Source organism: Luteolibacter sp. SL250 (genome assembly GCF_026625605.1).
GTDB lineage: Bacteria > Verrucomicrobiota > Verrucomicrobiia > Verrucomicrobiales > Akkermansiaceae > Luteolibacter.
In genome coordinates this window covers 3,619,485-3,637,036 of sequence record NZ_CP113054.1, presented here as the reverse complement: position 1 = coordinate 3,637,036, position 17,552 = coordinate 3,619,485, and the positions used below count along the sequence as shown (strand labels likewise).

Below are 17,552 nucleotides of genomic sequence, written 5' to 3'. Positions count from 1 at the left end.
CGCCGCCGGGCGGAAGTATCCACTCGTATCCGGCACTTCCACCGCCTCCCTAACAGTCATGCCAACTACCATTGCCATCAACGGATTCGGCCGCATCGGACGCCTCGTCTTCCGTGCCCTCGTCGAACAAGGTCACCTCGGAACCACCTTCAACGTCGTCGCCGTCGGTGACATCGTTCCGGCCGACAACCTCGCTTACCTGCTCAAGTACGACTCCACGCAGGGCAAGTTCGCAGGTACCGTTTCCTCGAAGAAGTCCAAGCCTGAGCTGGAAGAGGACGACGTCCTCGTCGTGGACGGCCATGAGATCAAGGTCGTGAGCGCCCGCACCCCGGATGGTCTTCCTTGGAAAGAGCTCGGCGTCGAAGTCGTCATCGAGTCCACCGGCCTCTTCACCGAAGCTGACAAGGCCAAGGGCCACATCACCGCTGGTGCGAAGAAGGTCATCATCTCCGCTCCTGCGAAGGGCGAGGACGGCACCTTCGTCGTCGGCGTCAACGACGACCAATACGATCCGTCGAAGCACCACATCATCTCCAACGCGAGCTGCACCACCAACTGCCTTGCCCCCCTCGTGCACGTCCTCCTCAAGGAAGGTTTCGGCATCAAGGAAGGTCTGATGACCACCGTCCACTCCTACACCGCGACCCAGAAGACGGTTGACGGTCCTTCCAAGAAGGACTGGAAGGGTGGCCGCAGCGCTGCGATCAACATCATCCCGTCCACCACGGGTGCCGCGAAGGCTGTCGCCCTCGTCTGCCCGGAAGTGGCTGGCAAGCTCACCGGTATGGCCTTCCGCGTGCCGACCCCGACCGTCTCCGCCGTGGACCTCACCGTGAAGACCGAGAAGGAAACCTCCCTCGCGGAGATCAAGGCAGCCCTCAAGAAGGCTTCCGAGACCTACCTCAAGGGCATCCTCGCCTACACCGAAGACGAAGTGGTCTCCACCGACTTCATCCACGACAAGAGCTCGTCGATCTTCGACGCCGGCTCCTCCATCGAGCTGAACTCCACGTTCTTCAAGCTCGTGAGCTGGTATGACAACGAGTGGGGCTACTCCAACCGCGTCATCGACCTCCTCACGGACGTCGTCAAGAAGGGCATCTGATCCTTCGCGCGAACCGCGATTCACGGAACGGCAACCCGCACAGGGTTGCCGTTCTTTTTTTGTGCATAAATCCGGATTTCCGGGGCGGGCCGGGGCGCTGTGAATCCCCGGGGTTCAAGGGATCACGGCGGAACGACTCCTGTTAGAATCTGTTAGATGGAGCGAAACCGTTTGAATCATCCCCGTTTTGTGCGAAGTTCGGCGCGATGGACATCAAACAAGACGTCCGGATGTTTTGTTCGGACCTGGACGGAACGCTGTTGGGGAAACCCGATTCGACGGCGGATTTCGTGGTGACGTGGAGGGACATGGGGGCGGAGAGACCGCTCCTTGTCTATAGCACCGGGCGTCTGCTGAAGGACGCGCGGCGAATTGTGAGGGAGAATGGGTTGCCCCATCCGGACTACTACATCGCCGGGGTGGGCACCACCATCCAGCGTGTCGCCGAGGATGAGGTGCTGAGGGAGTTTTCCTCGATCCTTGACGAGAAATGGGACCTGCGGCGGGTGAGGGAGATCGTCTCCGCGCTGGAGGGCATCGAACCCCAGCCGGACGAGCAGCAGCATGAGTGGAAGAGCAGTTGGTACTGGCGGGAGAAAAGCCGCTCCGACATTGATTCCCTCAGGAAGCAACTGGCGGATGCCGGCGCGCAGGTCGTCTATTCCTCCTCACGGGATCTCGACATCCTGCCGATGCACGCGAACAAGGGCAACGCGCTGGCGTGGCTCTGTGAAAAGCTGGAGATCCCGCTGGAGCAGGTGGTCGTTGCCGGGGACACCGGGAATGACGCCTCCATGTTCCTGCTTTCCGGAGTCAGGGGCATCGCCGTGGAGAATGCGGAGCCGGAACTGCTGGACGCGCTGATCGAGGCGGACGCCTACCGTGCCCGCGGGGTGTGCGCCGCGGGTGTGCTGGAGGGACTGGTCCACTATGGCGTGGTGGAGGAGATCAGAAGCTGCGGGTCCTCCATCCAGGACCACGCGCACGACCCGGAGATCGTCCGCTTGTTCGAGACTCCGGTGCGCACTGCGGGCAGCGAGGAGTCCTTCATCCAGACCGCCTACCAGAAGGCGCTGGAGGCATTGGAGAAATGCGTCACCCCGCTCGGCTTCAGCGCGTGTTCCATCGGCGACAACGCCGTGACCGGCACGGATGAGAACTACAACAGCGTGTGGGGGCGGGACGGGGCCATGGCCATCACCGGCAGCCTCGCCGCGCATGACGACCGTTTCCGCGACTGCCAGCGCGCCACCCTGCGCACGCTGCTGGGTCATCTGGCGGAGAACGGCCAGATCCCGGCGAACGTGCACATCGCCAGCGGAAAGCCGGACTACTCCGGCGTCGGTGGCATCGCCGCCATCGACAGCGGCCTGTGGGTCGTCATCGCGTTGCACGCCTTCGTGGAAAAGACACGGGAGGTGAAGTTGCTGCGCGAATACCGCGGCGCCATCGCCCGGGTCATGCAGTGGCTGGAGGCCCATGACAGCAACCAGGACGGACTGCTGGAGGTGCCGGAGGCGGGCGACTGGATGGATCTCTTCAACCGCAGCTACAACGTGCTCTATGACGAGGTCCTGTGGTGCAGGGCGAATGTATGTTACGCGCGGATGATGGAGCTGCTGGGGGAGAAAGCCATCGCCAGCCGCTACTTCCTGCGCGCGGAGCGGGTGAAGCAGGCCATCCTAAAGCGGTTCTGGCCCAGCACCCACGCGCTCTCCGCAGGGGACAGCGTGGTCAACTTCGACCAGGTCCAGCACGCCATCGGTGACTCGCGCTACCTCCTCGCGCAGGTGACGCCGTTCTCGTTCGACTGGCGCTGTGACGTCCCGGCGAATGTGATGGCATTCCTTTTCAACGTGCTCGACATCGAGAAGGCGAAGGTCGCGTTCCGTTTCATGTGGGGCGTCGGGGTGAACCAGCCGTTCCCGGTGAGGAACCTCTACCCGGTGGTGAACGCGGGTGACCCGGACTGGAAGAGCTACTACACCGTCAATCTCCTCAACCTGCCGAACCACTACCACAACGGCGGTATCTGGGGATGGGTCGGCGGACAGTGGGTGAAGTTCATCAACCGGCTGGGACTGCGTGACATCGCCCGCAAGGAACTGCTCAAGCTGGCGGAACTGAACCACCAGGGGATCTACCAGGAGTGGGAGTTCAACGAATGGTACCACGGCCAGACCGGCAGACCCATGGGCAAGGCCTTCCAGGCATGGTCCGCGTCGGAGTTCATCTCCGCGTATCATGATGTGATGGAGGATTGATGATATGGGATTGGACCTGATTCACATATCCATCCACGGGCTGATCCGTGGGGACCACATGGAGCTGGGCCGCGACCCGGACACCGGCGGACAGTGCCTCTACGTGCTGGAGCTGGTGAAGGCGCTCGCGCTCGACCCGGCGGTGGACCGCGTTTCCCTGCTGACGCGCAGGGTGGCGGATCCCAAGCTTTCACCCGACTACGCCAGGGACCATGAACCGCTCGGCCCGAAGGCGGAGATCGTCAGGATCGACGCCGGACCGAAGCGCTATCTGCGGAAGGAGGTGCTGTGGCGGCATCTGGATGCCTTCATCGACAGCACCCTGAGCTATCTGCGGAAGCAGCGGCGGGTCCCGGACCTGATCCACGCGCACTATGCGGATGCCGGCTATGTCGGCAGGCACCTCGCGGCCGTTCTCGGGTGTCCGTTCATCTTCACCGGGCATTCGCTCGGCCGGGTGAAACTCCAGCGCCTGCAGCATGGCGGGGCGGATCTCGCGGAGATGGAGGAACGCTACAACCTCGCCGCACGAATCGAGGCGGAGGAACTGAGCCTGGATGCCGCCAACCTGGTCTGCACCAGCACCCGGCAGGAAGTGGAGGAGCAATACTCCATCTACCACCAGTATGCGGAGTCCCGCATGCGGGTCATCCCACCCGGCGTGGACCTCTCCAGATTCGAGGGGGAGTGCGCCCCGGAGCTGATGGCCTCGGTCGAAAGAAAGCTCGGCGCGTTCCTGACGGATCCCTCCCGCGTTCCCATTCTGACCATCGCCCGCGCGGATGAACGGAAGAACCTCCCCGCCCTGGTGCGGGCGTTTTCCAAGAACCGGTGGCTGCGGGAAAATGCCAACCTCATCGTGATCGGCGGGAACCGGGATTCGTTCGCGAAGCTCCCCAACGGGCCGAAACGCGTTTGGAACGAATTGCTGCGGGCCATCGACGACGCGGACCTTTATGGCCGGATCGCCTATCCCAAGCGGCATGAACCGGCGGAAATCCCGGCCTTCTACCAGTGGGTGGAGGAAAGGGGAGGGGTGTTCGTCAATCCGGCGTTCACGGAGCCGTTCGGCCTCACGTTGCTGGAGGCCGCGGCAGGCGGGCTTCCACTGGTGGCGACCAACGACGGCGGCCCCAGGGACATCCTGGCGAACTGCGCGAATGGTGTGCTCATCGACCCGATGGATGAACTGGAAATGGGCACCGCCATCGAGGAGATCGCGGCGGATCCGGAGCGCCGGAGCCAGCTTTCCGCAAATGGCTCCACGAACGTCCGGCGGCACTATTCATGGAGCCGGCATGTGGAGCGGTACTTGTCGGAGATCCGGGAGATCCTCCCGCCCTCCAGGCCGGCCAGAACCAGCGGCTCCCAGGGGGCGCTCATTGCCAGTGACCGTTGGGTGGTGATGGATCTCCCGGCGGGCATCGGGGAGGAACCGGCGGACCTCGTCCGGCGGTGGCGGAGCCTGTTCGACGGCAGCCGCCTGGGGCTGGGCATCGCGACGGGCATGCACCTGGAGGAAGCCCGGGACTTCATCCGGAGGCATGATCTGCCGGAGCCGGGGTTCCTGATTTCCAGCCTGGGGGCGGAGATCCACTATGGGACGCGGGGTGTGAGGGATGACCGGTGGCGGCATCAGGTTTCCGCCCGCTGGAACCGGGACCAGGTCATGGAGGCGCTGGCGGACACGCCGGGGCTCACCCTGCAGGCGGAGAACAGCCAGCACGACTTCAAGGTTTCCTACCTCATGGATGCTTCCCGGGCACCGGGACGGATGGCGATCCAGCGCATGCTCCGGGAAAATGGCATTGCGGCGAAGGTCATGGTCACCGCACGTTCGTTCGTGGATGTGGTGCCGCTGCGGGGGGGGAAGGATGTGGCGCTCCGCTACATCGAGCACCGCTGGGGGATCGAGCCGGGGCATATCTTCTACTTCGCGGGCTATGGAAATGACATGGGGGCCGTGCGGGGCAGGAACCTTTCGGTGATTCCCTCCGACGGGGACCGCATCCTCCGCCAGATCGTCCCGCGACCCAGGATCTACCACGCCCGTGAAAAGGGGCTGGCGGGATTTTTCGAGGGCTTGGAACACTACGGATTCCTCGGGCAGGCGGACCCTCCGAAGCCCTACGAGGAACCGGGGGAAGAGGCGGTCAGCCAGATCGAGCTGCACCCGTGAATCCCGCGGCGGGGCGGGGGCGGAGTGCCGGGAACAACCGGGGAAAAACCCGGGATTTCCCACACTTGCACCCCACCCGGCCGCCGTCTAAAACCCTCCCGACCCTATGGCAGACTACACCGAAGCCGACATCAAATCCCTGGACTGGCGCGAACACATCCGGATGCGCCCGGGCATGTACATCGGCAAGCTGGGTGACGGTTCCTCCCCGGATGACGGCCTCTACATCCTGCTCAAGGAGGCGGTGGACAACTCCATCGACGAACACATCATGGGCCACGGCAAGGAGGTCCGCATCGACATCGATGAGCAGGGCCGCGTGGAGGTCCGGGACTTCGGCCGCGGCATCCCCTTGGGCAAGCTTTACGACTGCGCCGCGCAGATCAACACCGGCGCGAAATACGACAGCGAGGCCTTCAAGAAATCCGTCGGCCTCAACGGCGTCGGCATCAAGGCGGTCAACGCCCTTTCCTCCTTCTTCGAGATCCAGGCATGGCGCGAGGGCACGACCAAGGCGCTTGAGTTCTCCAAGGGCCAGCTCACCGTCGATATGCCGAACCCGCGCCGCGATGAAGGCGCGAACGGCACCCGCCTCGCCTTCGAGGTGGACCGCACCATTTTCCCGGCCAAGGCGAAGTACAAGGAAGCCTTCGTCGAAAAGATGTGCCGCTACTATTCCTACCTGAACCCGGCCCTCACGGTCGTGTTCAACGGGAAGAAATTCCGCTCGAAGGACGGCCTGCTCGACCTCCTGCGGGAGGAGATGGAGAACGAGGCGCTCTACCCGCCGATCCACCTGGTCGGAAAGGACATCGAGATCGCCTTCACCCACAGCCCGGAGAGCGGGGAGGAGTACTACACCTTCGTCAACGGCCAGAACACCTCCCAGGGCGGCACCCACCTCGCCGCCTTCCGTGAGGCGCTGGTGCAGGTCGTCCGCGGCTTCTACAAGAAGCAGTATGACCCCGCGGACATCCGCGCCGGCATCGAGGCTGCCATCTGCGTGCGCATCATCGAGCCGGTGTTCGAGTCGCAGACGAAGACCAAGCTCGGCTCCACCACCGTCGCTCCTGAGGGTGAGTCCCTGCGGACCTTCATCGGGAACTTCCTCAAGACCAACCTCGACAACTACCTGCACAAGCACCCGCAGGTGGCGGAGGCCATCCAGAAGCGGATCATTTCCGCGGAGCGGGAGCGCAAGGACCTGAAAGGCGTGCAGAAGCTCGCCCGCGAGCGGTCCCGCCAGGCGAAGGTCCACAACAAGAAGCTGCGCGACTGCCGCGTCCACTTCGACACGAAGCACAAGCGCCGCGAGGAATCCACCCTCTTCATCACCGAGGGTGACTCCGCCTCCGGTTCCATCACCAAGAGCCGGGATGTGGAGACGCAGGCCGTGTTCTCCCTGCGCGGCAAGCCGCTCAACACCTTCAGCCTGCCGCGGAAGATCGTTTATGAAAACGAGGAGTTCGCCCTGCTGCAGGCCGCCCTCAACATTGAGGATGGCATCGAGGAACTGCGTTACAGCAAGGTCGTCATCGCCACCGATGCCGACGTCGATGGCATGCACATCCGCCTGCTGCTGCTCACCTTCTTCCTCCAGTTCTTCCCGGAGCTGATCCGTGACGGCCACCTCCACATCCTCCAGACGCCGCTGTTCCGCGTCCGCAACAAGAAGGAGACCATCTACTGTTATGACGAGCCGGAGCGCGTGAAGGCCATCGCCAAGCTGGGCAAGAACGCGGAGATCACCCGCTTCAAGGGTCTCGGTGAAATCTCCCCGGACGAGTTCAAGTTCATGATCGGCCCGGACATGCGGCTCGACCCCGTCGAGTATGAGGAAGGCAAGGGCGTGAAGGAACTGCTCGCCTTCTACATGGGCAAGAACACCCCGGACCGGCAGGAGTTCATCATCGACAACCTGCGCGAGGACGTGGACCGCCAGATCGAGGCCGCGGTGGCGTAGAGTTCTTCCGTAGCGTAATGGCTGCGCCATTACGGCTGGGTGGATGGGTGCGAAGCTTGGATTCCGATCCGGGATGGATGGCGTCTTTGCCCATGTGGAGCCGTGGGAAGAGGGTGGCTGGGACCGCATTCCTTGCGGTCAGGTGGATGATGGGTGATCTATGGATTAACTGCGTCCTCTGCTGCATCCGGAGAGCGCTTCTTTCTCCGGTTGTGGATTAGAATCAAGCCCAGCACTACGGGGGCTGAACACACCAACGCGATCCACACGCAATCAATGAATGGCAGCGCTTGTTGGGGGCGCAATGGGCCTAGGAAAAGGCTGATGGTAAGCCCCAGATTGAGGATAGAGAACGGGAGGACGAAGCTAATCAGGCGGGGTAATCCCCTGACATTCCTCATCCACGGAGTGGCAGCCACCAAGGTGAACAGCGAGACGAGCGGGATGGCCAACAAAAGGTAGAGTGAGGCAATTAGCATCCAAAGCGGCGATAAGGCGTAGGCGATGATCATCGGATCGGTTCCCCAAAGTGCCTTATTTGGGAAGCGACTTCAAGGCACGCACGTTGTAGGTGCCGAGTGCCTAGAGAGGAAATTCGCATTTTTCCACCCCTGTCACAAACCAGCCATCCCGTTCGTCATGAGGGTGAAATGGCGACGTTTGAAATAAAATTCGATCCCGACCAACCAGACGGTTTGACAACCGACCGGCTGGACGGTATGCCGTTTCCAACAATGGCACCGCACAACCCAGCCCAACGAGACCTGCTGCTGGATGCAGCCGAAACCGTCGCCGCCCGTGAAGGGGTGGCCCGTCTGACCTTCGACGCCGTGGCGGCGGAGGCCGGGGTGAGCAAGGGTGGTCTGCTGCACTACTTTTCCAGCAAGGAGCAGCTCATCGAGGCCATGGTCCAGCGGAGCGCGGACGGCTGGCGGAACTGCTTCATGACCGGCTATGCGGAAGCTCCCGAAGGACCGGGCCGCATGCTCCGCGGCATCCTCAACCATTGCTGCATGGACGCGCGCAACTGGACGGACGGCCTGCGCCGCAGCTACTCCGCCATCTTCGCCGCGCTGGCCCAGAACTCGGAACTCGTCCAGCCGATGCGTGACGTCTATGACGAACTCTACGGCCTCATCCGCAACGACGGCCTGCCGGACCATGTCGCGGAGATCGTCATGGCCGCCATCGACGGCCTCTGGTTCTACTGGGTGATGCGCCTGCGGCCTGTGGACCAGGAGGCTCTCGACCGCCTGCGCTGCACCTTGGAGCGCATCGTCGCCCTCGCCGTGGAGAAGCCGGAGACGTTCGACGTCCAGATAACGACGCCTCCGCCATCCGCCGATGCCTGAATGAACGTCCTCCTGATTTCCCAAGCGTCCCTTTCCCGTCTTCCCCGAACCTCTGCCACGACCACTCCCATGAAAGCCAGTTCCTGGATCATCTCCCTCGTCCTCATCGGTGCGCTCGGTGCCGCCGCCGTCGGTCTCACCGCATGGAAGCGGGCCGATATCAAAAAATCCATGGAGGCCGCCGCCGCGATGCCGGAGCCGGCGGAAAGCATCGTCACCGTCCCGGCCGGGGAGGTGGACCACCGCAGCTCCACCGTGGCGGTGGGCACGGTGCTGGCCCTGCGCTCCGTCACCCTGCGCAATGAAATGGCGGGCACGGTGGTGAAGGCGGACCTCACCCCGGGCAAGATCGTGGAAGCGGGCACCGTGCTGGTGGCGCTGGACGTTTCCGTGGAGGAGGCGGAGCTGCGCGCGCAGGAAGCCCAGATCGCCCTGGCGGAAACCACGCTCAAGCGCATGCAGCGGCTCTCCGGGGAGGACGCCGCGCCGGTGGTGGACCTGGAGCGCGCGCAGGCGGAGCGCGACATCGCCCTGGCCCAGGCGGCCCGGACAAAGGCGGTCATGGTGCGCAAGACCATCACCGCGCCGTTCCGCGCCCGCATCGGCATTTCCGACGTCCACCCGGGCCAGTATCTGGAGGAGGGGAGCCAGCTCACCACCCTGCAGGGAGTGGATGACGCGGTGCATGTGGATTTCACCGTGACCCAGGTGGTGGTGGCGGGGCTCAAGGAGGGGGACCATGTGGAGATCCTTGCCGGCGGGGACCGTCCGCCGGTGCTCGCGGAGATCGTCGCGCTGGACGCGCGGGTGGATCCCCGCAACCGCAGCTCCGTCGTCCGCGCGCGCATCGCGGATGCGAAGCAGGCGCCCACGCCGGGGTCTTCCGTCCGGGTGCGCGTCCCTGTCGGGGAAGCCCGGAAGGTGGTCACCGTTCCGGTGAGCGCCCTGCGCCGCGGGCCGGAGGGAGACCATGTTTTCGTCGTCGCGAATGATCCCAAGGGCAATCCCCGCTCACAGCAGCGCCTCGTGAAAAGCGGACCGATGAACGGGGACTTCATCGTGATCGAGTCCGGCCTGAAGCCGGGCGAAATCGTCGCCACCGCCGGTTCGTTCAAACTCCGGGAAGGTGCGCTGGTCGCCGTGGCCGCCGCCCCGAAGGCCGCCGCCGCAGGCCAGGCCAACTGAGCCGCCGGACAACCCCAACTCCAGATCCGCAGTGAAATCGTTCACCGATATCTTCATCAAGTTTCCGGTGCTGGCCATCGTGGTCAACCTGGTCATCGTCCTCGTCGGCTGGCGGGCCATCTACTCGCTGCCCGTCCAGCAGTTCCCGAAGCTGGAAAGTTCCTCCGTCATCATCACCACCGTCTATTACGGCGCGAGCGCGGAGACGGTGCGGGGCTTCCTCACCACACCCATCGAGAAAGTGGTGTCCCAGATCGGCGGCGTCGATCACGTGGAGTCCACCAGCCGGGCGGGCACCAGCATCGTGACGGTGCGGCTGAAGCTGAACCATGACACGACCGCCGCGCTGGCGGAGGTCACGGCACGTCTCCAGCAGGTGCGCGCGGAACTGCCCGCGGAGGCGGAGCCGCCGTTGGTGGAGATCCAGCGGGCCGACCGTCCGTATGCCACGTTCTATCTGAGCTTCACCTCCACGGAGCGGGATGTGCCGGCGATGACGGACTGGCTGACCCGCACCATGCAACCGCAGTTCTCCACGCTGCCGGGGGTGCAGCGCGTGACGCTGGAAGGCGCCCGCCCCATCGCGATGCGGGTGTGGATCGATCCGGACCGCCTCGCCGCGCTGAACCTCTCTCCGGGGGACGTCCAGAACGCCCTGGTGCGGAACAATTTCCTCGCCGCCGTCGGCCGCACGAAAGGGAACCTCGTGGAGATCAACCTGCTGGCGAACACCGACCTGCGGACCGAGCAGGAGTTCTCCAACATCATCGTCTCCGAGCGGGAGGGCAGCATCGTCCGCCTCAGTGATGTGGCGGATGTGAAGCTGGGCGCGGAGGAGCCGGACTACGTGGCGAAGGAAAACAAGCAGGAGTCCGTCTATCTGGGCGTGTGGCCGCTGGTCGGCTCCAACGAGATCGAGATCCAGCAGGCGCTCACCGCGAAGATGGAGGAGATCCAGGCCACGCTGCCGAAGGACATGAGGATGAAGCTGGTTTATGACGGCACCATGTTCATGCGCAGCGCGCTGAAGGAGATCAGCAAGACGCTGCTGGAGACGGTGCTCATCGTCGGCCTGGCGGTGTTCCTTTTCCTCGGTTCCATCCGCACCGCGCTGGTGCCGCTCATCGCCATGCCCATCTCGCTCATCGGCGCGGCGGCCATCATGCTCGCTCTCGGTTTCTCGCTGAACCTGCTGACCATCCTCGCCATCGTGCTGGCGGTCGGCCTGGTGGTGGATGACGCCATCGTCGTGGTGGAGAACATCGAACGGCACGTGCGGGAAGGGAAGTCGCGCATGCAGGCGGCGTTGCTCGGCGCACGGGAGCTGCAGGGTCCCATTGTCGCGATGACCATCACGCTGGCGGCGGTGTACGCGCCCATCGGCTTCCAGGGTGGCCTGACCGGCTCGCTGTTCCTGGAGTTCGCCATCACGCTGGCGGCGGCGGTGGTGGTGTCCGGCTTCGTCGCGCTGACGTTGTCCCCGGTGATGAGCTCGAAGTTCATCCACGCCGGCGGCCATGAAGGCAGGCTGACGAAGTTCGTGAACCGCATCTTCGACAAGGTGAAGGCGGCCTATGGCGTGGCGCTGGACGGCGCGCTGCGCATCCGGTGGGTCATCGTCGGCGTGTCCTTCGTGGTCATGCTCGCCGCAGTTCCGTTCTATCTGTTCTCCCAGCGGGAGATGGCGCCGGTGGAGGACCAGAGCCACATCAGCGTCTTCATGGACACCTCCCCGGACTCCACGGTGGAGGCGTCAAACCGGGACTCCATGGCGGTCGTCGATGCTGTCACCTCCATGCCGGAGGCGGAATACATGTGGTCGCTGACCACCAACTGGGGCGGCTTCGGCGGCATGTCCGCGAAGGACTGGAAGGACCGCGGGCGCACGACCGAGGAAATGTACGGCGAGCTTTTCGGCCGCGTTTCCCAGGTTCCTGGCATCCGCGTCTTCCCGCGGCTGGACCCTCCGCTGCCGACTCCCGGCCAATATGATGTCGAGCTGGTGCTGCTCACCGACGGCCCGGTGGAGGACCTGCTGCCGGTCGCGCAGCAGGTCATCGGCGCCGGATTCGCCAGCGGGCAGTTCCTTTACGTGGACACCGACCTCAAGATCGACCGTCCTGAAGCCCGCGTGAACATCGACCGCGAGCAGCTCGCGGACCTGGGGCTGGACCTCGCCGCGGTCGGCCAGGAACTCGGCACGCTCCTCGGTGGCGCGTATGTGAACCGTTTCAACTACTTCGACCGCAGCTACAAGGTGATCCCGCAGCTCGGGGATGAGAACCGCTCCGCCGTCGGGCCGTTGCTGGACATGAAGATCAAGACCCCGGCGGGGGACCTGCTGCCCGTTTCCTCCTTCGCCACCGTGGAGGCGCGGACCTCGCCGCGCACCCTGAACCGCTTCCAGCAACAGAATGCGGTGAAGATCTTCGGCGGCGTGGCTCCCGGCGTGACGAAGGAAGCCGGCCTCCGCGTGCTGGAGGACGCCGCGAAAAAAGCCATGGGCAAGGACCTGGTCATGGACCACGCGGGCGAGTCCCGCCAGATCCGCAAGGAAGGCTCCGCGCTGGTGGTCACGCTCGGCTTCGCCATCATCCTCATCTACCTCGTGCTGGCGGCCCAGTTCCACAGCTTCCGGGATCCGCTCATCGTGCTGCTCGGGTCGGTGCCGCTCGCCATCTCCGGCGCGCTCGTCTTCACCTTCCTCGGCTTCACCACCATCAACATCTACTCCCAGGTCGGCCTCATCACGCTGGTGGGACTGATCGCGAAGAACGGCATCCTGATCGTCGAGTTCGCGAACGAACTGCAGACCCGTGGACTGGAGAAAGTGGAGGCGTTGAAGGAAGCGGCCCTCACCCGGCTGCGGCCGGTGCTCATGACCACGGCGGCCACCGTCTTCGGCCACTTCCCGCTGGTGCTGGTCACCGGTCCGGGGGCGGAAGCGCGGAACAGCATCGGAATCGTGCTGGTCACCGGCATGCTGGTCGGCACCGTCTTCACCCTGTTCGTGGTGCCAGCGTTCTACGTCATCATCGCGGCGAAGCACCGCCGCCATGAGGATGAGGAGGCGGAGACGGAGGAAATCCCGGCCGCCGCACCGCTCGCCACGGCGTGACCGCGTGGGGCGTCCGTCCGCCTTTCCCGATTATTGCTGACGAGATCTGCCCCGGGCGGTTTTATCTCGGGGCGAGATTGATGAAGTTCCGGAGCCTCCTACCGTTGTTGTTGATTCTTCCGGCGGAGGCCGGGGCGCAGGTGCAGACCGGCCCGCGCTTCGTGGTCTCCACCCTGGCGGACCGGAACAACGGCACCGCCCTCACCGGGGATTGCACGTTGCGGGAGGCCATCGGCGCGGCCGCCACATCCGGCCAGCCTGCCATCATCGTCTTCGCGGAGAATCTGGGCGGCACCCTCACCCTCAGTCCCGCGCTCGGCCAGTTGAGCCTCAGCTCCCCGGTATCCATCCTCGGTCCGGGAGCGCGTGCGCTCACGGTGTCTGGTGGCGGCGCGCTGCGTGTGTTCGGCGTGTCGGGCGGGCCGCATCTCATCTCCGGCATCACCATTTCCGGAGGGAAAGTAACGGCCATGAACCAGAGTGGGGGAGGGATCTCGTCCAGTGGTGATCTTGTCATCCAGGATTGCTCGATCTCCGGCAACCAGGTGCAGTCCCCCGCCTACTTCGTCTCCAGCGGTGGTGGCATCTTCGTCAATGGCGGCACGCTCACGCTGGTCCGCAGCAGCGTGAGCGGAAACACCGCCACGGGTATGAATGTTTCCGGAAACCGATACGGATATGACGCCATGGGCGCGGGCGTCCATGTCGCCTCTGGAATTTTCACCGCCAGGTCCTCCACCTTCCAGGGAAACACCGCCACCGGTGGCAGCGGAACCAGCCGCACCGGCTGGGCCTGCGGGGGCATCTACAACAACGGCACCACCGTCCTCCGCAACTGCACCGTCAGCGGGAACACCGCCACCGCGACGGACGCCCCCGGCATCGGCGGGATCTTCAGTGCCGGAGGAAATTGCACGCTCTCCAGCACCGTGGTCGCGGCCAACACGGTCACGGGCTATGCCCGGCACCGTGACGTGCGGGGTGCCTTCACCTCGGACGGCTACAACTTCATCGGCGCCACCAACGGCTTCCCCGCGGGCGAGCATGAGGTGCGCGCCTTTGCCCAGGCCACCGACCTGACCGGGACGGAGCAATCCCCGCGCGATCCCAAGCTCGGCGCGTTCCAGAGCAACGGTGGCTCCACCAACACCATGCTCCCGCTGGCGGACAGCCCGCTGGTGGACCAGGGGAAGACCACCGCGGAAGCCCTGGATGACCAACGGGGCCGCAGCCGTTTCGTGGACGACGCCGCGATCCCCAATGCCGCGGGCGGCGACGGCGCGGACATCGGTGCCGTCGAATACGGCGCCCCGATCGATCTGCCGACGATCGAATTCACCGCCGGGGGTGCCGTCATCCGCCTGAAAGGGGAACGGGGGATGAACCACACGTTCGAATACAGCGACGATCTCGACGACCCGTGGACTCCCTTCGGCGGCGTGATCTTTTCAGATGGCGGAGGAAACCTTACGGTCCTGGATCCGTTCAATCCCGGCCCCCGGCCGCCACGCCGGTTCTACCGGGCCGTTCCCGCGCCATAGGCAGGGCGGCCGCGCGTTCTCCCTCAGCCCGTCCTCACCGACGTGGCGGGCGGGGGGCTCCGCCACGTCAGCTCGGGCTATCCTAAAGCAGGAAAATTTCGGGGTGGTGCCGGATCATGGACATCACGTCCGACAGGCGGAGGAAACCACGGATTCCGCCGGTTGGTTAATCCCCACTCCATGAATCCGGCACCGGATTCCATAAACGGGCAAAAGCAAAAAACACGTCGTCTATCCGCTTGAAATGGCGTGAAGCCTTCCTAGCGTGACGCCTGTAATGGGTCTGCGCATAAGGGTGATGGTCGTCGATGACGTTGCGGTGCAACGGATGGTCATGCGTCGCCTCATCGGCCAGCACTCCTTTCTGGAGTGGATCGGCGAAGCCGACGGGGCGGAAAAGGCCCTCGTGATGATCGATGAACTGAATCCGGACGTGCTGCTGCTCGACGTGCAGATGCCCGGCCTCACCGGACTGGAGTTGTTCGCGAGCCTGAAAAATCCGCCGAAGGTCGTCTTCGCCAGCGCATGGCCCACCTACGCGGTGGACGCCTTTACCCTGGACGCGGTGGATTACCTCCTCAAGCCGGTGTCCCCGGAACGGTTCGCCTCCACCGCCAAGCGGCTGGAGCGTCTTTTCACCGAAGACGAGAACCCCGCCGTCCGCCATGAACCGATGGACCGCATCTGCGTGCGCAGCACGGAGCGCACGATTTTCCTGCCCCTGCCCACTGTCGCCTCGCTGAAGGCGGACGGGGATTTCACCTGGGTCCGGGATGTCCAGCAGCCGGCGATCCTCGCCTGCAGGCGGATCGGCGAGTTCGAGGAAATCCTCCCGTCTCCTCCATTCATCCGCCTGGACCGCTCCCTCATCATCAACCTTGAGCGTGTCGCAAAGGTCGAACGCCTGTCGCGGAACGGCGCCCAGGTCTGGTTGCGCGGGCTGGAGGAACCGGTGGAGATCGGCAGGACCGCCCTCGCCCGGCTTCAGGAGGTGATGAAGGTGCCCTGAGCGGGGTTCCGCCACCGGGCTACTTCTTGTTCATGTCCGGGATGCTCAGCGTGAAGGTGGCGCCCTCACCCGGCTTACTTTCCACACGGACTTCGCCACCCAGCAGGCGTGCCAGTTGGGAGGAAATGGACAGTCCCAGTCCCGTCCCGCCGTGTTCACGGGACACGGACGGATCCGCCTGCGCATACGGTTCGAAGATTTTCTCCGTCTGGTCCGGGCTGATGCCGGGACCGGTATCCTGCACCTTGAACTCGACGGTGGAGTAGGGGGTTTCCTGCGTGGCGACGACCTTCACGCCACCCTTCGAGGTGAACTTCACCGCATTGGAGATGAGGTTGGAGAGGATCTGCCGCAGGCGCGTCGGATCCGTCGTGATCGTGTCCGGCATCGCCGGGTCGATCTCCATTTCCAGGGAGATCGCCTTCGCGTTCGCCGCGGCATGGAACAGCTCCACGATGCGGTCGAGGAACTCGTCGATTATGACCGGCATCTTCTCCACATCCATTTTCGCGGCTTCCAGCTTGGAATGGTCGAGGGTGTTGTCCACCAGACGGAGCAGGTGGTTCGATGACATCTCCGCGATCTCCACCACCTGGTCCTTTTCCTCCTGGGTTTCCGAGGTCTTGTAGAGCCACAGGGAGCTGAGGATGCCGGACAGCGGGGTGCGCACCTCATGGGCCAGCACGGAGAGGAACCGGGACTTCGCCGCGTTCTCCGCCAGAGCGCGGGCCTCCGCGTCCTTCCGCGCGGCCACTTCCTCACGCAGCAGGCGGTTCATCCTAGCCGTCATGAGCGTCCACAGGCCGAAGGCCGCCGCCACCACGGCGATGGCGCCCAGCGACCAATAGACCCAGCGGAGGTCCGGCTTCGGATCACGCTCATAGATGAACGACTTCAGGTCCACCTTGTCCTTCAGGAAGCCGAGATCCGCATAGGCTTTCACGATGCTTTCCCAGCGGCCCGGATTGACGTAGCCCAGCTCGATCAGCTCCGGATGGATCAGCTTCACGGATTCCGCGGCCTCGAACAACAGATGGTCCCGGGAGTGGTCCTGGGGGTATTTCTTCAGGATGAGATCCACCATTTCCTCCTGGTGGGCCATGGCGTATTTCCAGCCGCGGAGGCTGGCGTCCAGGAATCGCTTCACCCGCTCCGGGTTCTCCCGGATCTGCTTCTCCGTGGTGAACAGGTTGTCGCCGTAGAAGTCGATCCCACCCGCCCTGGGGTTGAACACCTGGTAGGGGATTCCCTTTTCCTTCAGGAAAAAGGGCTGGTCCGTGGAGTAGCACGCCATGCCCTGCACCTTGTCCTCCAGCAGGTCCTCCAGGCGGAAGGTATGGGGACGGACGTCCACCTTCGAGACGTCGATGCCCTCATGCTTGAAGTAGGCCAGCAACTCCGCGGCATCCAGCTCCATCATGATCTTCCGGCGGGACAGCTCGTGGATGTCCTGGATCCCGGAGGCCTGGGTCGATATGAGCACAAAGGGGGAGTGCTGGTAGATCACCCCCAGCACCACCACCGGCTCCCCCTGGGCGCGCAGCAGGACGAGGTTCGACGTTCCCACTCCGAAGTCCGCGTTCCCCTTCGTCACCTCGCGGGCCGTGTCCTGTTCCGGCAACGCCTCGCGGATCTCCACGTCCAGACCCGCTTCCCGGTAGTAGCCTTTCTCCACCGCCGCATAGTAGCCCGCGAACTGGAACTGGTGGGTCCACTTGAGCTGCAGCGTCACCTTCTCCAGTGCGGAGGCCGGCAGGGCGGCGATCAACGTGAGCAAGGCGGGGAGTAGAACGCGGAGCCGGGATGGGCGGAGGGAAAAGGTCATCTGGACGG

At 64.2% G+C, this 17,552-nt stretch carries 10 protein-coding genes; 9 read left to right on the top strand and 1 reads right to left on the bottom strand.

All coding sequences use genetic code 11. From position 1 onward, the window contains the following. Positions 1–58 precede the first annotated feature (58 nt). The 9 genes from gap (at position 59) to OVA24_RS15735 (ending at position 15,719) form a co-directional block, all read left to right on the top strand. Positions 59–1,108, top strand: coding sequence for a type I glyceraldehyde-3-phosphate dehydrogenase (gap, locus tag OVA24_RS15775; RefSeq protein WP_267670904.1), 1,050 nt, complete (start codon positions 59–61; stop codon positions 1,106–1,108). Between the two features lie 230 nt (positions 1,109–1,338). Next, positions 1,339–3,372: an HAD-IIB family hydrolase gene (locus OVA24_RS15770; protein WP_267670903.1), complete on the top strand. Its 2,034-nt coding sequence runs from the start codon at positions 1,339–1,341 to the stop codon at positions 3,370–3,372. 10 nt (positions 3,373–3,382) lie between these two features. Then, positions 3,383–5,551 (top strand): HAD family hydrolase, encoded by a 2,169-nt coding sequence (locus OVA24_RS15765; RefSeq protein WP_267670901.1) that lies wholly within the window; start codon positions 3,383–3,385, stop codon positions 5,549–5,551. Positions 5,552–5,657: 106 nt separating this feature from the next. Continuing rightward, positions 5,658–7,514, top strand: a complete 1,857-nt coding sequence (locus tag OVA24_RS15760; RefSeq protein ID WP_267670900.1) for a DNA topoisomerase IV subunit B — start codon at positions 5,658–5,660, stop codon at positions 7,512–7,514. Between the two features lie 734 nt (positions 7,515–8,248). Beyond that, a complete protein-coding gene (locus OVA24_RS15755) occupies positions 8,249–8,866 on the top strand; it encodes a TetR/AcrR family transcriptional regulator (RefSeq protein ID WP_267670899.1) in 618 nt (205 codons plus the stop codon). A 69-nt stretch (positions 8,867–8,935) separates the two neighbouring features. After that, positions 8,936–10,051 (top strand): efflux RND transporter periplasmic adaptor subunit, encoded by a 1,116-nt coding sequence (locus OVA24_RS15750; RefSeq protein ID WP_267670898.1) that lies wholly within the window; start codon positions 8,936–8,938, stop codon positions 10,049–10,051. Positions 10,052–10,082: 31 nt separating this feature from the next. Further along, complete coding sequence (locus OVA24_RS15745; RefSeq protein ID WP_267670897.1) at positions 10,083–13,169, top strand: efflux RND transporter permease subunit; 3,087 nt, start codon at positions 10,083–10,085, stop codon at positions 13,167–13,169. A gap of 80 nt (positions 13,170–13,249) precedes the next feature. Continuing rightward, positions 13,250–14,710, top strand: a complete 1,461-nt coding sequence (locus OVA24_RS15740; protein ID WP_267670896.1) for a CSLREA domain-containing protein — start codon at positions 13,250–13,252, stop codon at positions 14,708–14,710. Between the two features lie 277 nt (positions 14,711–14,987). Continuing rightward, positions 14,988–15,719, top strand: a complete 732-nt coding sequence (locus OVA24_RS15735) for a LytR/AlgR family response regulator transcription factor (protein WP_267670895.1) — start codon at positions 14,988–14,990, stop codon at positions 15,717–15,719. 19 nt (positions 15,720–15,738) lie between these two features. Here the strand turns inward: OVA24_RS15735 and OVA24_RS15730 are convergent, their stop codons facing one another. Continuing rightward, the gene (locus OVA24_RS15730) at positions 15,739–17,496 is read right to left on the bottom strand and encodes an ABC transporter substrate-binding protein (protein WP_267670894.1); all 1,758 of its coding nucleotides are present in this window, start codon (positions 17,494–17,496) and stop codon (positions 15,739–15,741) included. Positions 17,497–17,552: the final 56 nt, after the last annotated feature.

What these genes read in the sequence shown, in the direction of transcription:
- OVA24_RS15760 (WP_267670900.1), top strand. Translation starts at nt 5,658, where the DNA reads ATGGCAGACTACACCGAAGCCGACATCAAATCCCTGGACTGGCGCGAA.
- OVA24_RS15770 (WP_267670903.1), top strand. Translation starts at nt 1,339, where the DNA reads ATGTTTTGTTCGGACCTGGACGGAACGCTGTTGGGGAAACCCGATTCG.
- gap (WP_267670904.1), top strand. Translation starts at nt 59, where the DNA reads ATGCCAACTACCATTGCCATCAACGGATTCGGCCGCATCGGACGCCTC.
- OVA24_RS15755 (WP_267670899.1), top strand. Translation starts at nt 8,249, where the DNA reads ATGGCACCGCACAACCCAGCCCAACGAGACCTGCTGCTGGATGCAGCC.
- OVA24_RS15740 (WP_267670896.1), top strand. Translation starts at nt 13,250, where the DNA reads ATGAAGTTCCGGAGCCTCCTACCGTTGTTGTTGATTCTTCCGGCGGAG.
- OVA24_RS15735 (WP_267670895.1), top strand. Translation starts at nt 14,988, where the DNA reads ATGGGTCTGCGCATAAGGGTGATGGTCGTCGATGACGTTGCGGTGCAA.
- OVA24_RS15750 (WP_267670898.1), top strand. Translation starts at nt 8,936, where the DNA reads ATGAAAGCCAGTTCCTGGATCATCTCCCTCGTCCTCATCGGTGCGCTC.